General features: G+C 68.4%; 19 protein-coding genes. 7 read left to right on the top strand and 12 right to left on the bottom strand.

Annotated elements, in window-relative coordinates:
• Nucleotides 1-45 precede the first annotated feature (45 nt).
• From zwf to R3F42_09770, 3 genes are all read left to right on the top strand, one after another.
• On the top strand, nt 46-1545 hold the full coding sequence (gene zwf / locus R3F42_09760) for a glucose-6-phosphate dehydrogenase (GenBank protein MEZ5542318.1): 1500 nt from the start codon (nt 46-48) through the stop codon (nt 1543-1545).
• 112 nt (nt 1546-1657) lie between these two features.
• Complete coding sequence (locus tag R3F42_09765) at nt 1658-2536, top strand: cation diffusion facilitator family transporter (GenBank protein MEZ5542319.1); 879 nt, start codon at nt 1658-1660, stop codon at nt 2534-2536.
• Nucleotides 2536-3762, top strand: coding sequence for a hypothetical protein (locus R3F42_09770; GenBank protein MEZ5542320.1), 1227 nt, complete (start codon nt 2536-2538; stop codon nt 3760-3762). The genes R3F42_09765 and R3F42_09770 overlap by 1 nt, the downstream gene beginning before the upstream one ends.
• 2 nt (nt 3763-3764) lie before the next feature.
• On the opposite strand, the gene R3F42_09775 is transcribed toward R3F42_09770, so the two are convergent.
• Nucleotides 3765-4184: a hypothetical protein gene (locus tag R3F42_09775; protein MEZ5542321.1), complete on the bottom strand. Its 420-nt coding sequence runs from the start codon at nt 4182-4184 to the stop codon at nt 3765-3767.
• Nucleotides 4185-4681: 497 nt separating this feature from the next.
• On the opposite strand from R3F42_09775, the gene R3F42_09780 reads away from it, so the two are divergent.
• Entirely contained in the window at nt 4682-6316 is a 1635-nt protein-coding gene (locus tag R3F42_09780; protein ID MEZ5542322.1) for an alpha-D-glucose phosphate-specific phosphoglucomutase, read from the top strand.
• A 159-nt stretch (nt 6317-6475) separates the two neighbouring features.
• Nucleotides 6476-7627, top strand: a complete 1152-nt coding sequence (locus R3F42_09785; GenBank protein MEZ5542323.1) for an SGNH/GDSL hydrolase family protein — start codon at nt 6476-6478, stop codon at nt 7625-7627.
• Between the two features lie 45 nt (nt 7628-7672).
• Here the strand turns inward: R3F42_09785 and R3F42_09790 are convergent, their stop codons facing one another.
• The 5 genes from R3F42_09790 to R3F42_09810 form a co-directional block, all read right to left on the bottom strand.
• Nucleotides 7673-8854, bottom strand: coding sequence for an ABC transporter permease (locus tag R3F42_09790; GenBank protein ID MEZ5542324.1), 1182 nt, complete (start codon nt 8852-8854; stop codon nt 7673-7675).
• 14 nt (nt 8855-8868) lie between these two features.
• Nucleotides 8869-10023: an FtsX-like permease family protein gene (locus R3F42_09795; GenBank protein ID MEZ5542325.1), complete on the bottom strand. Its 1155-nt coding sequence runs from the start codon at nt 10021-10023 to the stop codon at nt 8869-8871.
• 13 nt (nt 10024-10036) lie between these two features.
• Nucleotides 10037-10720, bottom strand: coding sequence for an ABC transporter ATP-binding protein (locus R3F42_09800; GenBank protein MEZ5542326.1), 684 nt, complete (start codon nt 10718-10720; stop codon nt 10037-10039).
• A gap of 22 nt (nt 10721-10742) precedes the next feature.
• Nucleotides 10743-11972 carry an efflux RND transporter periplasmic adaptor subunit gene (locus R3F42_09805; GenBank protein MEZ5542327.1) on the bottom strand — a complete coding sequence of 410 codons (1230 nt, stop codon included), beginning with the start codon at nt 11970-11972 and terminating at the stop codon, nt 10743-10745.
• A 262-nt stretch (nt 11973-12234) separates the two neighbouring features.
• Nucleotides 12235-13038, bottom strand: coding sequence for an ion channel (locus tag R3F42_09810; GenBank protein MEZ5542328.1), 804 nt, complete (start codon nt 13036-13038; stop codon nt 12235-12237).
• A gap of 269 nt (nt 13039-13307) precedes the next feature.
• Between R3F42_09810 and R3F42_09815 the strand changes: the two genes are divergently transcribed.
• Complete coding sequence (locus R3F42_09815; GenBank protein ID MEZ5542329.1) at nt 13308-13778, top strand: hypothetical protein; 471 nt, start codon at nt 13308-13310, stop codon at nt 13776-13778.
• 75 nt (nt 13779-13853) lie between these two features.
• Here R3F42_09815 and R3F42_09820 read toward each other — a convergent pair whose 3' ends face one another.
• Nucleotides 13854-15212: a TrpB-like pyridoxal phosphate-dependent enzyme gene (locus tag R3F42_09820; protein ID MEZ5542330.1), complete on the bottom strand. Its 1359-nt coding sequence runs from the start codon at nt 15210-15212 to the stop codon at nt 13854-13856.
• Between the two features lie 303 nt (nt 15213-15515).
• Between R3F42_09820 and R3F42_09825 the strand changes: the two genes are divergently transcribed.
• Nucleotides 15516-16613, top strand: coding sequence for an NnrS family protein (locus R3F42_09825; GenBank protein MEZ5542331.1), 1098 nt, complete (start codon nt 15516-15518; stop codon nt 16611-16613).
• A 51-nt stretch (nt 16614-16664) separates the two neighbouring features.
• Here R3F42_09825 and R3F42_09830 read toward each other — a convergent pair whose 3' ends face one another.
• The 5 genes from R3F42_09830 to R3F42_09850 all read right to left on the bottom strand — a co-directional run bounded on the left by R3F42_09830 (nt 16665) and on the right by R3F42_09850 (nt 19972).
• Nucleotides 16665-17009, bottom strand: a complete 345-nt coding sequence (locus R3F42_09830; GenBank protein MEZ5542332.1) for a DUF503 domain-containing protein — start codon at nt 17007-17009, stop codon at nt 16665-16667.
• Between the two features lie 36 nt (nt 17010-17045).
• Complete coding sequence (locus R3F42_09835; protein ID MEZ5542333.1) at nt 17046-18056, bottom strand: SEL1-like repeat protein; 1011 nt, start codon at nt 18054-18056, stop codon at nt 17046-17048.
• A gap of 60 nt (nt 18057-18116) precedes the next feature.
• Entirely contained in the window at nt 18117-18497 is a 381-nt protein-coding gene (locus R3F42_09840; protein MEZ5542334.1) for an HIT family protein, read from the bottom strand.
• Between the two features lie 91 nt (nt 18498-18588).
• Complete coding sequence (locus tag R3F42_09845) at nt 18589-19383, bottom strand: hypothetical protein (GenBank protein MEZ5542335.1); 795 nt, start codon at nt 19381-19383, stop codon at nt 18589-18591.
• Nucleotides 19384-19444: 61 nt separating this feature from the next.
• On the bottom strand, nt 19445-19972 hold the full coding sequence (locus R3F42_09850) for a GNAT family protein (protein MEZ5542336.1): 528 nt from the start codon (nt 19970-19972) through the stop codon (nt 19445-19447).
• Nucleotides 19973-19995: the final 23 nt, after the last annotated feature.

Here is a 19995-nt window from a genome sequence, read left to right on the forward strand (position 1 = left end):
GCGGCGCTGCAGCCCGCGCCCACCACCGTCACGGGATGAAACGACATGTCAAACGCGTCTACGCTCGCAGGTGTCAAGGATAGTCAGCCGCTGCCCGCCAATATCGTCATCTTCGGCGCCAGCGGCGACCTGACCAAGCGCAAGCTGATACCGGCGCTGGCACGCATGTACCGTACCGGGCTGGTGCACCCGGCAAGCCGCATCATCGGCGTGGCGCGCGAGATCGGCGCAGCCGATTGGATCGACATGATGCAGGCGGCGCTGGATGAGTACGCCGCACACCTGCAGTACAGCGCCGACGAATGGCGCACATTTTCCGAGCGCCTGCGTTTCGTCAGCGGCGACCTCAACGACGCGGACACCTACACCCGGCTCGCCGAGGTACTCGAAACGAACGCGGGCGTGTGCAATGCCCTGTTCTATCTCGCCATACCGCCCGAGTGGTACGTGCGGACCGCCGAGGGCCTGGCACAGGCGCAGCTCAATCGCGAGGACTGCGGCTATCGGCGCATCGTGATCGAGAAGCCGTTCGGGCTCGACCATGCGACGTCCATCGCGCTCAACCGGGCGCTGCAGGCAGTGTTCGCCGAGGCGCAGATCTACCGCATCGACCACTACCTGGGCAAGGAAAGCGTGCAGAACCTGTTCGTGTTCCGCTTCGGCAACAGCATCCTGGAGCCGCTGTGGAACCGCAACTACATCGACCACGTGCAGATCTCGGTGACGGAGACGCTGGGCGTGGAATACCGCGCGCCCTACTACGAGAAGGCCGGCGCGCTGCGCGACATGATCCAGAGTCACATGATGCAGGTGCTGACGCTGGTGGCGATGGAGCCGCCGTGCGAATACACCGCCAACGCCGTGCGCGACGAGAAGGTCAAGGTGCTGCGCTCGCTGCGCGTCACCGCGCCGGACGAGGTGGACCGGCTGACCGTCGCCGCGCAATACGGCGCCGGCGAGATCGCCGGGGAGAAGGTCCCGGCCTATTGTCGCGAACCCGGGGTGGCCGCGGATTCGATCACGGAGACCTTCGCAGCCGCGCGCCTGTACATCGACAACTGGCGCTGGCAGGGCGTGCCGTTCGTCCTCTGGTACGGCAAGCGCCTGAAGAAGCGCGCCTCGGAGATCGTCATCCGTTTCCGCCAGCCGCCGCACAACCTGTTCGACCCGAGCGGTGCACCGCCGGTGGCCGACGCGCTGGTGTTCCGCCTGCAGCCCGACGAGGGCATGTTCCTGCGTCTGAACGCCAAGCAGCCGGGCCTGACCACGAACATGCGGCGCCTGGTCATGCGCGGCCCGTACGCCTCGGCGACCGACCAGGTCTTCGAGGCCTACGAGATCCTGCTCAACGACGTGCTGCTCGGCGACGCGACGCTGTTCTCCCGCGCCGACGAGATCGAGGAGTCCTGGCTGAAGCTCGCGCCGATCCTCGAGGCCTGGAGCCAGCGCATCTCCATCGACCGCTACCGCGCGGGGACCTGGGACGTCCCCGGCGTGGAGGCGCTGTTCGAAGGCTGCGTGGGCGGCTGGCACAAGCCGACCTGAAGCGACGCGGCCGCGATCGCTGTATGATTGCCCGCGGACCTTGCGGGACAGGGCGGACAGGCCGGCCCGCCGCGGGCGCTTCCAGGCAACGCCGGCACGGCAGACCCCCACCATGAACGTACAGATATCCCCCACCGAGAACGCGCGGCTGCTGCGGCTCGCCACCACGGCATCGGTGCTCACCGCGACGCTGCTGATTTTCGGCAAGACCGCGGCCTGGCTGCTGACCGGCTCGATCAGCGTCCTGGCCTCGCTGGTGGATTCGCTGATGGATGCGGCGGCATCGCTCATCAACCTGGTGGCGGTACGCGTCTCGCTCGCACCGCCGGACGCGGAGCACCGCTTCGGTCACGGCAAGGTGGAGCCGCTGGCCGCCTTGGCGCAGGCGGCCTTCATCGCCGGCTCCGCGGCATTCCTGGTGCTGCACGCCATCGACCGTCTGCTGCATCCGCGGCCGCTCGAGGACGTGAGCGTCGGTCTCGCGGTGATGGGGTTCGCCGTTGCGGCCACCGCGGTGCTGCTGCTCATCCAGCGGCACGTGATCCGCCGTACCCGCTCGACCATCGTGCGTGCCGATTCGCTGCATTACACCACCGACCTGCTCACCAACCTGGGCACCATGGTCGCACTGGCACTGACCCGATTTGACTTGCCGCTGCTCGACCCGCTGTTCGGCATCGGTGTCGCGATCTACATCTGCTACGGTGCCTGGCACATCGGGCACGACGCGTTTCAGCACCTGATCGACCGCGAGCTGCCCGATGCGGTGCGCACACAGGTGAAGCAGCTCGCCCTGGCCGAACCAGAGGTGCGCGGACTGCACGACCTGCGCACCCGCCAGTCGGGCGCGATGGAGATCATCCAGCTGCACCTCGAGCTCGATGCCGGCCTGACGCTGGGCACGGCGCATGCCGCGACCGAGCGTGTCGAGCAGGCCATCCGCGAGGCATATCCCATGGCGGACGTGATCATTCACCAGGACCCGGTCTGATGCCGCGGCCGCCCCGCTCCGCGGCCCGCGCAGGCGCGCGGCGTGTACCCGGGCGGGAGACGGGCAGGACGCGCCGGCACATCCTGCCTGCGCTGGCCCTGGTCATCGCGGCGGCCAGCGCGGTCGGCGCGGACACGCCCTACCGGCTGCGCCACACCGGCGACATCCCGTCCGGCTGCAACGAGCTGACCATGACCATGCGGGAAGACACGGGTGGCCGGGATGTCCTCTATGTCGCCGCCAAGGAAGGCGGGCTGCGGATCTACGACATCGCCGCCGCACCCCGGCTGCTCCGCCAGATCCCGACCGCGGACCTGCAGGCACTGGACGTGATGAGCCTGAGCCAGGCAGGCGCGCGGCTGTATCTCGCCCTGGGCAACCATTTCTCCGACCGGCAGGCGGCCGGGGTCGCGGTCGTCGACATCACCGAGCCCGCAGCCGCCAGGGTCGTGGACGTCTGGACGGATGCGCACCTGCGCGGCGGCGCCGGCGCCGTTGCCGCGGCCGACGGCCGGGTGTACCTGGGCGCCATGCGCCACGGCCTGGTCATCCTCGACAGTTTCGGCGACGGCAGGCTGCGCGAGCGCGCGCGGCTGCTGCCCGTGCTGGACTATCCGGACGCGCGGCCGGACCCTAGGAAATACAATGCCCGCGGCCTGGTTGTGCGGGACGGCACGGTCTATCTCGCCTTCGATGCGGGCGGGCTGCGCATCATCGATGTCACGGACCCAGACCGGCCGCGCGAGACCGGCCGCTATGCCAACCCTGCCCTGCTGGGCAAACCGCGGGCCTACAACAACCTCGTGCTGGACGGCGACCTCGCCTATGTGGCGGTGGACTACTGTGGCCTGGAGATCCTGAACATCGCCGACCCGGGCGCCATCCGGCTGGTCGGCTGGTGGAACCCGGTACAGTGCGAGCGTAGCGCCTGGAAGTGGTTCACCAGCCCGGTGCACGCCAACGAGATCGCGCTCGATCGCGCCTGCGACCAGGTGTTCCTGTCCGCGGGCAGGAGCGACCTGCAGGTGGTCAGCGTGGCCGACCCCGCCAGACCGGCACTGCGCCTGGCGTACGGCGGGGTGGACAACGGCATCGGTACCTGGGGCGTGAGCAAGCAGGGACAGCGGGTCTATCTGTCCTACATCTGCACCCTCGGCATCCCGTTCCGCTCACGCTGGTCGGGCGTCAGCCTGCTGGAAACCGAGGGCGACTGCGCCGCGCCCTGACCTCAGCCCAGGCTGACGCGCGTAACGGCGGCGGGTATCGCGCGCAGGTTGCGCGAGACCGGGCATTGCCGCATGCGTTCGACGAGTGCATCGATGATTTGCTGGCTGGCCTGACCGCAGCCCAGGCGGCCGTCGAACTCGATGCGCAGGCTTTCGATGTTCCAGTCCGCATCGGCCCCCACCTCGATACTCCCCGTGGCGCTGTCTAGCATCAGCCCGCGCTCGGCGCAGTTGACGCGGAAGTACAGGTGCTGGCAGGTCAGCACCGAATACACGAAAATGTCGAACCCGGGTGTCGCGGTGTCCAGTGCCAGCGACTGCCAGCGCCCCTGCGTATGGTGTTCCACGACCAGTTCATCGACAGCGTTGTTGTTGCCCTGGTAGGCGCAGTGCATGCGCATCCGGAATGTCCGTTCACTCACAGTCCAGTCTCCCTCTCCCCGGCAGGCCGCAATCAGCGACCACCCTGCCCGCCGTCACGCGCCACCGGCACCCGCCAGCTGCGCGATGTTTCGGACATCCTGCCATCCGGATATGATACGCGCATCGGGTCGCACGCAGGATGCCGGAACCTGACCCAGGCTTCCCCGCGGCCGTGGCGGCTGCGGTTCCTGGCATGACGATGCGCGCGTGCGCAACCGTCGCCACATACGCGCGCCGCAACACGGCCGGTGACCAGAATCGCCCGCTCCCATGAGTTGCGCACGGCAGCCGTGCCTGCTGTGTTACACTGCAGGCCCGTACATCAGGCGTTGTGCTGCGCGGTGCGCCGCGACACCCGGACGCCCTGTCCAGCGCCGCGGATGACAGGCGCAGACTGGACCGCGCAGCGGTCTGGTGACTGGCCCGGGCCAAGCCGGGCACGCATTTCAGGCCGCAACCCGGTTCGCGCGGGATTACAGGAAAGGTTCTAAACACCGTGGATATCACCACCGTCACCAGCCAGCCCTTCACCGACCAGCGCCCCGGCACCTCCGGCCTGCGCAAGAAGGTGCGGGTGTTCCAGACACCGCATTACCTCGAGAATTTCGTCCAGTCCATCTTCGATACCCAGGCGGCGCTCGCGGGCGGCACCCTGGTGCTCGGCGGCGATGGCCGTTACTACAACCGGCAGGCGATCCAGCTCATCCTGCGCATGGCGGCGGCCAACGGCGTGGCGACCGTACTGGTGGGCCAGGGCGGCCTGCTGTCCACACCGGCCGCTTCCTGTGTGATCCGGGCGCACGGGGCCAGCGGCGGCATCATCCTTTCGGCCAGCCACAATCCGGGCGGACCGAACGAGGATTTCGGTATCAAGTTCAACACCGCCAACGGCGGCCCGGCGCCGGAAGGCGTCACCGAGGCCATCTATGCGCGCACCCGCGAGATCACGGCCTACCGCACGCTGGCAACGCCGGACATCGACCTCGACGCGACCGGCAGCGTGACCCTGGGCAATACCCGCATCGAGGTCATCGACCCGGTGGCGGACTACGCCGCACTGATGCAGTCTCTGTTCGACTTCGAGCTGATCCGCGCGCTGTTCGCCGCGGGCAGCTTCCGCATGTGTTTCGATGCCATGCACGCGGTCACCGGCCCCTACGCACGACGCATCCTGGAAGACATGCTGGGGGCGCCGCCCGGCACCGTCATCAACGGCGAACCGCTGGAGGATTTCGGCGGCGGGCATCCGGACCCCAACCTGGTGCACGCCCACGCCGTGGTGGCGCTGACCCGGGGGGCCGCTGGCGTCGATTTCGCCGCCGCCTCCGACGGCGACGGTGACCGCAACATGATCCTCGGCCGCGACTGCTTCGTCACCCCCAGCGACAGCCTGGCGGTGCTGGCCGCCAATGCCCATCTCGTCAAGGGCTACAGCGGCGGCATCCGCGGCGTGGCCCGCTCCATGCCGACCTCCCAGGCGGTGGACCGCGTCGCGCAACAGCGCGGCGTGGACTGCTACGAAACACCCACCGGCTGGAAGTTCTTCGGCAATCTGCTGGATGCCGGACGCATCACGCTGTGCGGCGAGGAGAGCTTCGGCACCGGCTCCGACCACATCCGCGAAAAGGACGGGCTGTGGGCAGTGCTGTTCTGGCTCAACCTGCTCGCGGTGCGCCGGGAACCGGTAGCGGATATCGTGCGTGCGCACTGGCGCGAGTTCGGGCGCAACTACTACACACGCCATGACTACGAGGGCATCGAGACCGCGGCCGCAAACGACCTGATGTCGCAGTTGCAGTCACGGCTGGCCGGCCTGCCCGGCGCAACGCTGGACGGCTACACGGTGGAATACGCCGACAACTTCGCCTACACCGACCCGGTGGACGGCAGTGTCTCGAGCAACCAGGGTATCCGCATCGGTTTCACCGACGGCGCCCGCATCGTCTACCGCCTCTCCGGCACCGGTACGGCCGGCGCGACCCTGCGCGTCTACCTGGAAGCCTACGAGCCCGATCCGCAACGGCAGGCACGTGCCACTGCCGAGGTCATGCAGAAGCTGGTCGCGATCGCGGCCCGGCTGGCCGAGATCGAGGCGCGCACGGGGCGCGCGGAACCGACTGTAATCACCTGAGTCGGTTGCGCCCGCCCGACCGGACCTCAAGCTGGCGCTGTCAGCGTCACGCCGGCGGGCCGCGCCCTTTCGCTGGACCGGGTACCGCCGCCGGCCACCGGTGCGCTAGACTTCAGGCACTCACTCCACATCATAATTCAACGATCCGGAGCGCCACCCATGAAACCGAGCCTCGTTCTGCGCCTGTTCATTCTGCTGCTGATCATTACCCTGCTGTCGCCGGCAACCCGGGCGGGCGGGGGACACGACGGCAGGGACCCGCATTCGCACCAGGACGCCGCGGCACCCGCCGGCCTGGTCATCTTCGGTGACAGCCTGTCGGACACCGGCAACGCGTTCTTCGCCACCGGCATCCTCAACCGCCCGCCCTATGACCAGCTGGATGCATTCCTGATTCCCAACGGACCGTATGCACGCGGCGGCGCGACCTTCAGCAACGGCGCCGTGTGGATCCAGCAGCTGGCGCGCCCGCTCGGCCTCGCCGGCGATGCCGAGGCCGTGCTCGCCCCCCGCCACCCGGGCGACAACTACGCGTTCGGCGGCGCGCGGGCACGGGCCGCGGCGACCATTCCCGGCCGGCATCTCCCCGACCAGGTCAGCGAGTTCCTGGCCGCAGTCAATTACGGCCCGTCCGCCGACCCGCTGTACGTGCTGTTCATCGGCGGCAACGACGTCGCCGATGCCGTGCGCGCACTGACGCAGGATCCGAGCGGCGCCGCCAGTATGGGCATCATTGTCGCGGCTCTGACCGCGATCGGCGATGCCATCCAGGCGCTGTACAATTCCGGCGCCGGCGCCCGCGAGTTCCTGGTGATCAATGCGCCGGATCTCGGACTGACTCCGGCCTTCACGCCGCCGCTCAACCTGCCGCAGGCCGCCGTGTTCGGCACCTGCTTCTCCCTGCTCTTCAACCTGGGTGGCGACGCAAGCGGCTATCCCGCACCCTACGACTCGGTTTGTGCCGCATTCGGTTTCCCGAAATCGATCCCCGGTCTCGACACCATCGTCGGCGCGTTGGAAGCGAACCTGCCCGGCACCACGTTCACCCGCTTCGATCTCTTCGCGCTGATGCATGCGATCGTGGCCGACCCTGCCGGCTACCGGCTCAGCAACGTGACCGGCGCCTGCATCATGCCGAACGTGCCGCCGTACGCCTGCCGCAATCCCGACAGCTACCTGTTCTGGGACGGCATCCATCCTACCCGCAAGGCCCACGAGATCGTCGCCGCGGCCGTGCAGGATGCCATCGCGCCGCGCGATCACGGCGACGAGCGCCAGCGTCATCACGCCCGGATGGCGCACGCGCGCTGAACGCCCGGCAAGGCGTGGACCGTCGGAGCGGGCACACGCCCGCCGCTACAACGCCCGCAGCGCGCTGGTCACGGGCTGGCGTGCGGCGTGCACGGCCGGGAACAGGCCGCCGATCAGGCCGATACCGAGCGCCCACAACAGGCCCTGCAGGATCAGCTGCGGCGACACGCGGAAGGCGAACACCACCTGGCTGAAGTTGGCGCCCAGGGTGGATGCCGTGTAGTTGTCGAACGCCGCCCAGGCGACGGCGGCACCGATCAGGCCGCCGAGCAGGGCGAGCAGCGCCGCCTCCAGCATCACCGACAGCACCACCGGGACCGCGGAAAAGCCGAGCGCACGCAGGGTGGCGATCTCGCGCGCACGCGCGGCAACCGCGGCGTACATGGTATTGAGCGCGCCGAACACCGCGCCCACGCCCATGATGGCCGCGATGGCCACGCCCAGGATGCGGATCAGCCGGGTGAGGTCCTCCGACTGCGTCGCGTAGTAGTCGCGGGTACGCTGCACATCCACCGTCAGGCGCGGGTCGCTGACCAGCGCGGCGCGAAAGGCATCGAAGGCGGCGGTACCGGTCAACCGGACGGTGACCGACTGGAAGGCGTTGCGGTTGTAGGCGCCCTGCAGCACCTCGGGATCGCACCACAGCTCCGATTCGTGCGCATCGCCCGAGGCGAACACGCCCACCACCTGCCAGTCCTGCAGTCCGAGCCGCACCGGGCGGCCGACCTCGAGATCGCCGAATTCGGCCTGCGCGCCCCTGCCGATCACCAGCTCGCGCTTGCCGGACTCGAAGCGGCGGCCCGCGACGATGCGCACGTTGTCGCGCAGTTCCCAGACCCGCGGCCCGACGCCGCGGATCTCGACATTGGCATCGCTGCCGGTGCTGCGCTTGGGCAGGTTGGCGACCACCACGACCTCGGCCGAGGCGATCGGTATGCCGGCGCTGTTCTGCAGGATGCCGGGGGCCTGCGCGATCAGCACGGTATCCTCGCGCGCCAGGCCGCTGTTGAGTTCGGCGCTGGCACCCTTGCGCAGCACGATCGCCGTATCCAGCCGCCCGGCCTCGGCGAGCACCGCCTGGAAACCCTCGCCGATCGCCAGCAGCGCGACCAGCACCCCGACCACGCCGGCGATGCCGCCCACGATCACCAGCGCGGAACCGAGACGCTGCGGGATGGTCGCCAGGCTCATCCAGGTGATTTCCAGTATCTGTTCCAGCCAGCGCACGTCCGGTCACTCCCTCAGCGTTCGTTCAGCGCATCGACGATGCGCAGGCGCATGGCACGCCAGGCCGGCGGCAGCCCCACGGCCGTACCGAGTACCAGCATGATCGCAACACCGGTCAGCCAGGACTGCGCCCCGACACTGAAGGCGCCGCCGCGGAAGGCGGCACTCAGCGCGCCCGCCCCGGCCACGGCCAGCAGCAGGCCGATACTGCCGCCGATGATGGCCAGCAGCAGCGACTCGCCCAGCACCAGCCACAGCACGCTGCGGTTGGAGAAACCGAGGGTCTTGAGCACCGCCAGCTCCGGAATGCGCTCGCGCACCGCCTGCGACATGGTGTTCCCGGTGAGCAGCAGGATGGTGAAGAACACGGCGCCCATGATCGAGCTGACGATCAGGCCGATGTCGCCGACCTGGCGGACGAAGTCCAGGGTGAACTGCTTTTCGGTCTGCGTCTTGGTCTCGTCGGCCGAATTCGCGAACAGGCGGTCGATCGTCTGTGCCACCTGCTCGGCCTGGTCGGGGTCGCCGACCTTGACCATGTACCAGCCGACCGTGCCGTGGCCGAAGGTGCGACCCTCGTCGAAATAGTCGTAACGGAACAGCAGCTGGTCTTCCTGGTTGCGGTCGCGCGCCTCGCGCATGCGGTAGATGCCGACCAGGTCGAAGGTCCAGGTCAGATCGCCGTCCCGGTGCGGAAAGATGGTCGCCTGCAGCGGGACGCGGTCGCCGATCTTGAAGTTGTAGCGCCGCGCCAGGTTTTCACCGACGATGGCGCCGGTGCGGGTATTCAGGAAAGCCTGCTTCTGGTCCTCCGGCAACAGCATCTCCGGATACAGCTCCAGGTAGTTCGGGCTCACCGCAAAATTGGCGAAGAAGTTCTTGCGGTCCTGGTAGATGCCGCCGAACCAGTTGGCGTAGGCCACGTCCTCCACCCCGGGCACGCGCCGGATCTGCGCCAGGTCGGCGTACGGCAGCGGCTGGATGATGGAAAGCTTGGAACTGGTAATCAGCCGGCCCGCGCCCTCCAGGCTGTCACGCACCGTGAAGGCGACCCGCACCGCATCGAGCATGCCGAACAGCAGGAACGCGACCACGATCGACAGCAGGGTCAGGATGGTGCGCGCCTTGCGGCGCAGCAGCGCGGCCCACACCAGCGGCAGGTATTTCATGCGCGCGTCCGGGTCACGCCCCGTTCCCCGTAAGCGTGCCCTTGTCGAGGTGCAGCTGGCGATGCGCGAACTCGGCCGCCTTGGGGTCATGCGTCACCATCACGATGGTCTTGCCGTGCTCGCGGTTGAGCTGCTGCAGCAGACCCATGATCTCGTCGGCCGTATGCCGGTCGAGGTCACCAGTCGGCTCGTCGCACACCAGTATCTTCGGGTCGGAAACGATGGCACGCGCGATGGCGACGCGCTGCTCCTGGCCGCCGGAGAGTTCGCCCGGACGGTGCTGCGCACGCTCCTCCAGCCCCACCAGCGCCAGCGCGATGCGTGCATTGCGCCGCCGCGCGCGCGCGGACAGCCGCGTGAGCAGCAGCGGCAATTCGACGTTCTTCTGCGCGCTCAGCATGGGCAACAGATTGTAGAACTGGAACACGAAACCGATGTTGGCGGCGCGCCAGCGCGCCAGCTCGCCGCTGTTCATGCGTTCGAGGTGCGTGCCGGCGATCTCGATGGTGCCCGCAGTCACGCTGTCGAGGCCGCCGATGAGATTGAGCAGCGTCGTCTTGCCCGAGCCGGACGGACCCATCAGCGCGACGAAGTCGCCGGCCGCGATGTCCATGTCGATCGCGTGCAGCACCTCGATGCTCTGCCTGCCGCGCCGGTAGTGCTTGGTGACACCGCGCAGTGTGACCAGCTTGTCCATGCCTCCCCCTCTGCGTGCCGCGCTAGCCCGGCTGTTCCGTAAGTACCCGGTCGCCGTCCTGCAGCGCGGCGGGCGGATCGAGGATCACCCGCTCGCCGTCGCTGACGCCATCGAGCACCTGGCGCAGGTCGGCGTAGGTCTGCCCCGTCCGCACCGTGCGCAGCCGGGCATGATCGTCGATCACCACGAACACGCGCGTGGCATCGCCCTGCATCTGGATGGCGCTGGCCGGGATGAGCACCCCGGCCGGGGGCGCGGCGGCGGTGCCGGCGCTGTCGGGCTCGAGGAACGCCACGCGCGCGCCCATGTCGGGCACGATGCGCGGATCCTGCACATCGATGCCGATGCGCACCTTCACCGTCGCCTTGCTGCGGTCGGCGGCCGGAATGATCGCGATGACCTGGCCGGATATGCGCCAGTCCGGATACGCATTGAGCGTGGTCTCGACCGGCTGGCCGGCCTGCACGCGCCCGATGTAGGCCTCGTTCACCTCCACCTCGATCTCCAGCGAATCCATGTCGACGATGGTGCCGATGCCGGTGCGGGTATAGCCGCCGCCGGCGGAAAACGGCGAGACGATCTCGCCCGGCTGCGCCGCCTTGACCGTGATCACGCCGGCGAACGGCGCGCGCACGACGGTGTTGTCCAGCGCGACCTGCGCGACCTCGACCCCGCGCGCGGCCACGTCCACCTCGCGCTGCTGGGTGACGATGGCGGCGCTGCGGGTCTTGACCAGCGTGGCCGCGTCGTCGGCCGCCTGCTGGCTGGTGAGCTTGCGCGCCAGCAGGTCCTGCTGGCGCGCATCGTCGCGCCGCGCCTGGGCGAGCAGCTGGCGCAGCCCTTCGAGCTGCGCGCGCGCCGCGGCGAGCTGCGCCTGTGCCAGGTCGAGCTGGGCGCGCGCATCGGTGTCATCCAGCCGCGCCAGCACCGCACCGGCCTGCACCCGCTGGCCTTCCTCGATCAGCACCTCGGTGACCTGACCGGTCACCTTGGCCGACACGGTGGCCTGCCGGCGTGCGGTCACGTAGCCGGTCGCATCGAGCACCGACATGCTGCCCTGCACCCCGCCCGGCACCTGCGCCGTCGCGGTCGCGACCGTATAGACACGGCCGCCGGCGAGCCAGTACCAGGCGCCCAGCGCGAGCAGCGCGACCAGCACCAGGACAAACACCCAGACCGGCCCGGGGCGCCTGTCCGTGCCACGCGCCGCCTCGTCGAGCCGCAACTGTTTCAGGAGTTCCGAGTTTTCCATGCACCCATCCGCTACCAACCCGCCTGCGCGGGACGACCTACTTTACCACTCCTGCCGGGCACTGTCGGGTGCGGCACCGGGCGCAGCGGCAATCGCCGCGCCGGCTGTTCGACAGGCAGGGGCACGTGGAGTTGCAACGGCACGGAGCATGGACATGACGGCGGACTGCCGGGATGGACCGGAAATGTCCGCCGCGCGGTATCGGCTCACAGCCATCATGCCGTGGCCACGGCCACGATAGCGGGGGATGATGAGACAGGTTCTAGTCCGAACCCTCGGTCGTGATGTGCAGCACGGCGCCGCAATGCTTGCAGTGCACGGCGTCGGCATCGTGGCGGATGAGTCCGCAGGTCGGGCATTCGTAGCGCACCTTGCCCGGCCGGAAGATGGTCTGGATCAGGCGCAGGAACAGGGAGATGCCGAAGATCATGATCAGCACCGCCAGGATGTGGCCGCCGGTTCCGACCAGGGTGATGTCGCCGAACCCCGTGGTCGTCAGGGTCGCGACCGTGAAATAGAGCGCGTCGAAATAATCGCCGATCTGCGGGTTGCTGCCCACCTGGGTCACGTACACCACGGCCGTGATGATGAAGATGAAGACCAGCAGGTTGACCACGCTGAAGATGACGTCTTCGTGCATGCGCACGAAACGCGACTGCTGGCGCAGGTTGCTGACCATGTGATAGGAACGCAGCAGCCGCAGCGCGCGGATCACGCGCAGGAAGGCGTAGTTCTCGGCCAACGAGGGCGCAAGCAGCGAGGCGATGACGATCAGGTCCGCCAGGCCGACGGGATTGAAGACGTGGTGCAGGCGCCGCTCGCTGATGTACAGCCGCGCCGCGAACTCCAGCAGGTACACGATACCGATCGCCTCCTCCACCACGTGCAGGTCGTCTACATGATGGAAGAAGGAGGCCAGCACGAAGTACAGGATCGTGACGCTGTCGAATGCCAGCAGCGCCCAGCGGAACAGGCGCGAACGCCGGCTCACGCCGTTGTAGAGCTCGTTGATCTCGGCGTGGAGCAGCCGCCGGAAACCGGGGTTCGAAGACTGCGTCTCTTCCATGCTGCCGACTACCTCTGTCCGTGGGTGATGACGCCGCGGATTGTCGCCCGAAACCCTCCGCCTGGACAGTCTTATCGGCGGCCGCCCCCGCGGGTGTAGACGCGGCACCGGCGCCTGCCCGGAGCGGGCCTGGGCAATGCCATGAATCTGAATGCATATGGCGGGCACCAGGGCATCCGGAGCAGTGCGGGCAGGTGTGTGCCTAGACTGGTGGCAATGGCACGCGCCGTCTAGACTCAGCTCAAGCCGCTGCATCGAGGAAACAGTATATGCGCCGACCCCTGCATCCCCTCTGGCAGTGCATCACCCTGGCAGGCTGCCTGGCCGCGGCAGCGCCCGCCGGCGCCGGCATCGACCCCGGCCCGCAGGACCTGGCCGCCGCCTTCGCCGCGGCGGGATTCGAACAGGCGGCGGACGGTCGCTATGTCCGCTGCCGGGAAGACCCGCCCACCCTGTCCTATACACCGGGCCAGGCGGAGGTCGTCGACCTGAACGGCGACGGACGGCCCGAGGTCTGGATCACCGAAGGGAGCGTCTTCTGCTATGGCAACACCGGCAACGCCTTCGTGCTGCTGACACGCGAAGGTGGTGGCTGGCGCAAGCTGCTCGACGAGGTCGGTACGCCGCTGCAGCTGGATAGCGCAAAGGACGGCTGGCCGGACATCGAGGTGGGTGGACCGGGTTTCGAGCCCTTTCCGGTGTATCGCTGGGACGGCCACGGTTACGCACCGCGGCGCTGAGGGACGGCGACGTGCCGCGCGGCTGCCGACCCGATGCGCGGACGGCAGCGGCGGCAGCGCAGGCGGTGTCATGCGCTACTTCCCGCGCAGCGCAGCGGGCAGGTGCGCGAGCGATTCCGCAATCGCCTCCGCGGGGAAGTCGTAGTCCTCCAGCTCGTTGTTCAGGTAGCGGTCGTAGGCGGACATGTCGAAATGGCCGTGGCCGGATAGGTTGAACAGGATCGTCCTCGGCGCGCCGCTGCGCGCGCATTCGCGGGCCGAGCGGATGGCGGCGGCGACGGCGTGGTTGGATTCCGGTGCCGGCACGATACCCTCCGTGCGCGCGAACAGCACGCCGGCCTCGAACGTCTCCAGCTGCGGGATGGCGACCGCGTCCACCAGCCCCTCGGCATGCAACTGGCTGATGAGCGGCGAGTCGCCGTGATAGCGCAGGCCGCCGGCATGGATACCCGGCGGCACGAAGTCATGGCCGAGGGTGTACATCTTGAGCAGCGGGGTGAGCCCGATGGCGTCGCCGTAGTCGTAGGCATACTGTCCCTTGGTCAACGTCGGGCACGAGGTCGGTTCCACCGCGATCAGGCGCACTGCCTTGCCGGCCGCCTTGTCGGCGAAGAACGGCAATGCGATGCCGCCGAAGTTGGAACCGCCGCCGCAGGGCGCATAGATCTCGTCCGGATAATCACCTACCAGCGCCAGCTGCTTTTTCGCCTCCTGGCCGATGACGGTCTGGTGCAGCAGCACGTGATTGAGCACCGAACCCAGCGCGTAGTTGGTATCCGCCCGTCCGGCCGCCTCCTCGGCCGCCTCGGAGATGGCGATACCGAGCGAGCCGGGCGAATCCGGATGTTGCGCCAGGATCTTGCGCCCGGACGCGGTCATGTCGGTGGGGCTCGCGAACACCTCGGCGCCCCAGGTCTGCATCATCGAGCGCCGGTACGGCTTCTGCTCGTAACTGATCTTCACCATGTACACGCGCACCGCGAGCCCGAACAGCTGCCCGGCCAGCGCCAGCGAGCAGCCCCACTGCCCCGCCCCTGTCTCGGTGGTCAGGCGCCGGATACCGGCGACCTTGTTGTAATACGCCTGCGCGACGGCGGTGTTAGGCTTGTGCGATCCGGCGGGGCTGACCGCCTCGTTCTTGTAGTAGAGTTTCGCCGGCGTGCCGAGCGCCTGCTCCAGGCGGCGGGCACGGTACAGCGGCGAAGGCCGCCACAGCTGCAACGCCTCGCGCACGGGCTCCGGTATCGGGATCCAGCGTTCGGCGCTGACCTCCTGCGCGATGATGTTGTCGGGAAAGATCGCCTGCAACGCTTCCGGTCCGACCGGGTTGCCATCCGGTCCCAGCGGGGGCGACGGTGGATTCGGCATGTCGGCGACGACGTTGTACCAGTGGGTGGGGATCTCGGTTTCCGGTAACAGGATCTTGGTGTGCATGTTGGTCTCCTGCAGGTCCCGGTGTCGACGCGGGCCGGACCTGCCGGTGGTCACGATCGGAACAACGGCGATGGTCACTGCACTATATGGGAAACGCGTGTCACGGGCCACCTGGACTGCTTCCGGTCCCGGAGCATCCACGGGCGGCGGTGCGACTGCGGCACACGGGATCGCGGCATGCCTGCCGCCATGCAGCGTCACAGTAACAGCGGACCTGTCCCCGCCGTTCCTGCTACCATCCCAGGCGGCGGGCACAGTAACGCGCAACAGGCGCGAGCGCGCCCCGCCCCGGAATCCGCCCGTGTGAAAACCAGCCACAAAACCACCATGGCACACCGCCTGCTGTTCCCGCTGGCAACGCTGTATGCGCTGTGCGTCGTGCCCTTCTGGCTGCTGGTACACGACAGGTTGCCGCCGCTGTTCGATGCCGCCTGGCACGGTCACGAGATGCTGTTCGGCTTCGCGCTCGCCGTCATCGCCGGATTCCTCGGTACGCACACCACGCGCGCGTTGACCGCCACCCTGGTCTCGACCTGGATCATCGCCCGCGTCGCCGCCGCACTCGGCAGCGGCGTACCCGCCTTCCTCGCCGGCCTGGCGTTCCCGGTGACTGTATTCATCGCGACCGTGCCGGCGCTGCTCGCCGGGAGCAAGCGGCCCGAGAACCGTATCCTGCCGCTGCTGCTGACCCTGCTGGTCGCCGCGGATGCGGCATGGTGGACAGGACGCACCTGGTTCGGCGACCAGGCCCACTCCAGCGCCCTGCTCGGCGCCATCGATCTGATCGCCCTGTTGTTGCTGATGATGGGCGGGCGCACCCTGCGCGCCGCGCTCGGCAACCATCTCGAGCAGCAGGGCATCGCGCGCCGCGACCACTGCGCGCGCAACCTGGAGCTGCCGCTGGCGCTGCTCGCCACCGCCGCGGCGCTGACCGACGCCCTCGCCTTGTCCGCGACGGCCGGGCTCTGCTGCCTCGGGGCCGCGCTGCTCGCACTGCTGCGGGTGCTGCCCTGGCAGCTGCGCCACGCACTGGCACGGCCGCACCTGTGGACGCTGGCGCTCGGTTACCTCTGGCTGGTGCCCGGCCTGGCACTCAAGGGTATCGCCCAGCTGGGTGGCGGCCCGGCAGTCACCGATCTGCTGCACGGCATCGGCATCGGTGCGCTCGGTACCCTTACCCTGGTGATGATGGCGCGCACCACGGCCGTACGCGCGCGCCGGCCGGTCACGGCCTTTGCCGATATCGGGGTTGCGGCCGTGCTGGTCAGTACGGCCGCCTGCTGCCGCCTGCTCGCAGCGTACTGGCCACAGACTGGTGACATGCTGCTGTGGCTCGCCGCCGGCACCTGGAGTGGTGCATTCCTGATCCTGTTCATCCGCCTGTGGCGGATGGCCGTCTAGCGCCCAGGTACCGACGCCGCTCGGGATCGGAACGGACGGGACTACCGGCGCTTACAGCCATTCCTGCCGCATGGCGGCGATCTGAATATCGCGCGCCTCGGCGCAGAGCTGCCGTACCCGGCCGATCTCCGCGTCCAGCCGGTGGCGGTCACCGCCCAGCATGCAGATGGCGATCACCGCCCGCTGCCACTTGTCCTGGTGCCCGACCTCGGCGACCGAGGCATTGAAGCGGACGCGCAGGCGTTCCTTCAGGCCATGGACGGCACTGCGCTTGTCCTTCAGCGACTGCGCCCAGGGAATGACGAGCTCGACGGTGAGCAGACAGATGAAAAGGTCGGGAGCGGACATGGCGGCGGGTGGCGGTGACAGGGACATCCCGGCCCGAGTATACCCCATGCGACGCGCTCCGCCGGCCACTCGCGCCCACGGCGCCTACATCGCATCGAGTGCCTTGCGCGCTCCCTTGTGGCCCTTGCCCGCCGCCTGCGTCAGCCACTTCTTCGCCTCCGCACGGTCGGCTTTCACGCCCTGTCCCTGCAGATACATGTCGCCGAGATTGTACTGGGCGTTGACGTGACCGTGCTCCGCGGCCTTGCGGAACCACTTCAGCGCCGCGCCGTAATCCTGCTTGACCCCCCGGCCGCGGCGGTACAGGACGCCGAGATTGTTCTGCGCATCCGGGTGCCCCAGCACGGCGGCCTTGCCGTACCATTGCGCCGCCTCGGCATAATCCTGGCCGACGCCGTCGCCCGCGGCATAGCGCAAACCCAGGCTGTATTCCGCCGGCGGATAGTCGTTCAGCGCGGCCTTGCGATGCCAGCGCACCGATTCGGCCAGGTCCTTGCGCACGCCGGTGCCAAAGAAGTAGCAGAGCCCCAGGTTGTGCTGGGCGACGACATCCCCTTTCGCCGCGGCGAGCTGATACCACTGGGTCGAGAGTGTTTCGTTCTTCGCCACACCCTTGCCGGCCTGGTACAGCATGGCGAGCTGCACCATCGCCTGGGTGTCGCCCGCATCCGCCGCCTCCTGCAGCCATTTCAGACCCGCCGCCTCGTCCTTGTCCACACCCTGGCCGGCGGCATAGAGCATCGCGATGTTGATCTTCGCCTTGGTATCGCCCTGTGCCGCGGCCTTGCGGTACCAGCGCATGGCCTCGCGGTAGTCCCGCTCCACGCCCTTGCCGGCGCGATAGAGATTGCCGAGGTTGGTCTGCGCCTTGACATGTCTCTGCTGCGCCGCCTTGCGGTACCACTCGACGGCCTGTCCGAGATCCTGTTGCACGCCGCCCCGGCCCGCCTCGTAGCGCTGGCCGAGGCCGAACTGGCTGTCCGCGTCGCCGTGCGCGGCGGCCTGCTGCACTTCCGCGAGTGTCTCGGCCGCCGACAACGGCAGGGTGCTGGCACCCAGGAGCAGGAACAGCAGGATGGCGCGGTATCGTTGCATGACGGCATTCCTCAGGGCGCGGCTGGCATGGACGCAGTATAGCGCGCCCGGCGCCGGGGCTCAGTCCGTCCAGTACTTCGCCTTCGTCGGCAGGATCCAGCGGATCCCGCCCCGGGGATCCGCACAATCGCCCGGATAGCGCGGGATCAGATGCATGTGCACATGCGGAATGCTCTGGCCTGCCGCGGGACCGTCGTTCAGGCCGATGTTGTACGCCGCCGGCCGGAACTCGGCGTCCACGCCCGCCTTCGCCTCCGCCAGCAGGGCCAGCAGGGCCTGCTGTTCCGCCGCGGTGAGTTCGAACAGCGAACCGACATGGCGCTTCGGCATGACCAGCGAGTGGCCGGGCGCGAGCGGGAAGTCATCGCGGATCATGAAACAGTGGGCGTTGCTGCCCAAAATGCGGGCCGGGTCGATAGTGCAGAAAAAACAGGCTTTCATGGCTCAAGGCTCTATAAGTTCGGGAACGATGCGGTCGCGATCGGTGCCGCGCCATGGTACTGCAAATCCTGCCGCGACCCCATCCGCGCACCTAGCCCACGCCCGCCTGCGCCAGCAGCACGTCGATCAGGCGCTCCAGTTCGCGCGTTGTCAGCTCCTGCCTGTCGCAGCTGGAGCTGCAGAGATTCACCGCCGCAACGGGCTGTGGCGAGTGGGCGCGGAACAGCTCCAGCGCCGCGCCGCCGCCAGCGAGGATATCCCGGCACACCGCCGGGCTCAGCATCCCGGCGCACTCGAGCACCGGCAGCTGCGCGATGTTGTGCAACGCGGTCAGCAGTTTCGGCCCGATATATTGCGGCGGCATCGATCCCCGGTTCCGCTCCAGCAGGCGCTCTGCGGTAGCGGCATAGAAATCCAGGAACGGATTGCCGCGGCGAAACAGCAGGAAGGCGTTGTGCACCTTGCTGTAGACCCGCAGCCGGCCTTGCCGGTCCGGCTGCACCCAGACCTCGCGGCCGACTGCGAGCGACTCCGCCGGCATGATGAACGCCGCGGGCGCGGTGACCAGGATGTCCGCATCCAGCCAGATCACGGTCCGGTATGCCTCGTTCAGGCCTTCCTGCAGCACCCGCAACCGCGCGAGGTCGGTGGCGATGACAGGCTGCGCGCGGGTCTTGCCGAGCAGGGCCTCGGGCACGCGCGCGAACAACTCGTCGCCGAGGCAGCGGTAGTCGTAACGGTTGCGCTCGCACCAGTCACGCACGGAGGCCAGGCAGCGACCGAGCCAGGGATAGGGCAGCGGCGTACGGTGTGACTGGATTACCAGCGTGTCCTGCATGATCTTCGTCCGGGCTCGGGTGGCGGGGGCGCCGTGCCGCGGGGTCATGATACCCGCATTCCGGCATGTCCCTGAATCCCGGACGTTGCAACGCCGCACTGCCACGCGCCTAGTCGCCGATCTCCTTGCCCAGTTCCAGCGTCTGGCTGTCCTCCATGTCCGCCACCCTGACCGTGAACCCGAGCGAACGGGCCAATTCGAGCATGCGCGAGTTCCCCGGCAGCACACTGGCCTCGAAATGCCGGATGCCGGCCGTGACGGCGAGCGTTCGCAGTGCCAGCAGCAGGCGCGCGCCGATCCCCCGGCCCTGCCATGCATCCGCGACGACGACGGCGATCTCGGCGCGGTCGGTGTCAGGATAGCGGACGTAGCGGGCGACACCGATCTCGCGCGCGCCGGGCCCGTCCGGCACGGTGGCGATCAGTGCCATGTCGTCCGGGTAATTGACATGCGTGAAGCGCTCCAGCATCTCGGGCGTGAGGTTCTTGAGTGCGGAATGGAAGCGGTAATAGCGTGATTGCGGCGAGAGCCCGTCGACGAAGCGCTGCTCGATGTCACGGTCGGCGGGATGCATGGTCCGCAGGGTCACGGTCGTGCCGTCCACGACCATCGTCTCCTGGTACTCGGGGATACTCAATATTGCCGCCCTGCACCCATTGC

Source organism: Pseudomonadota bacterium, assembly GCA_041395565.1.
Taxonomy (GTDB): Bacteria; Pseudomonadota; Gammaproteobacteria; order UBA9214; family UBA9214; genus UBA9214.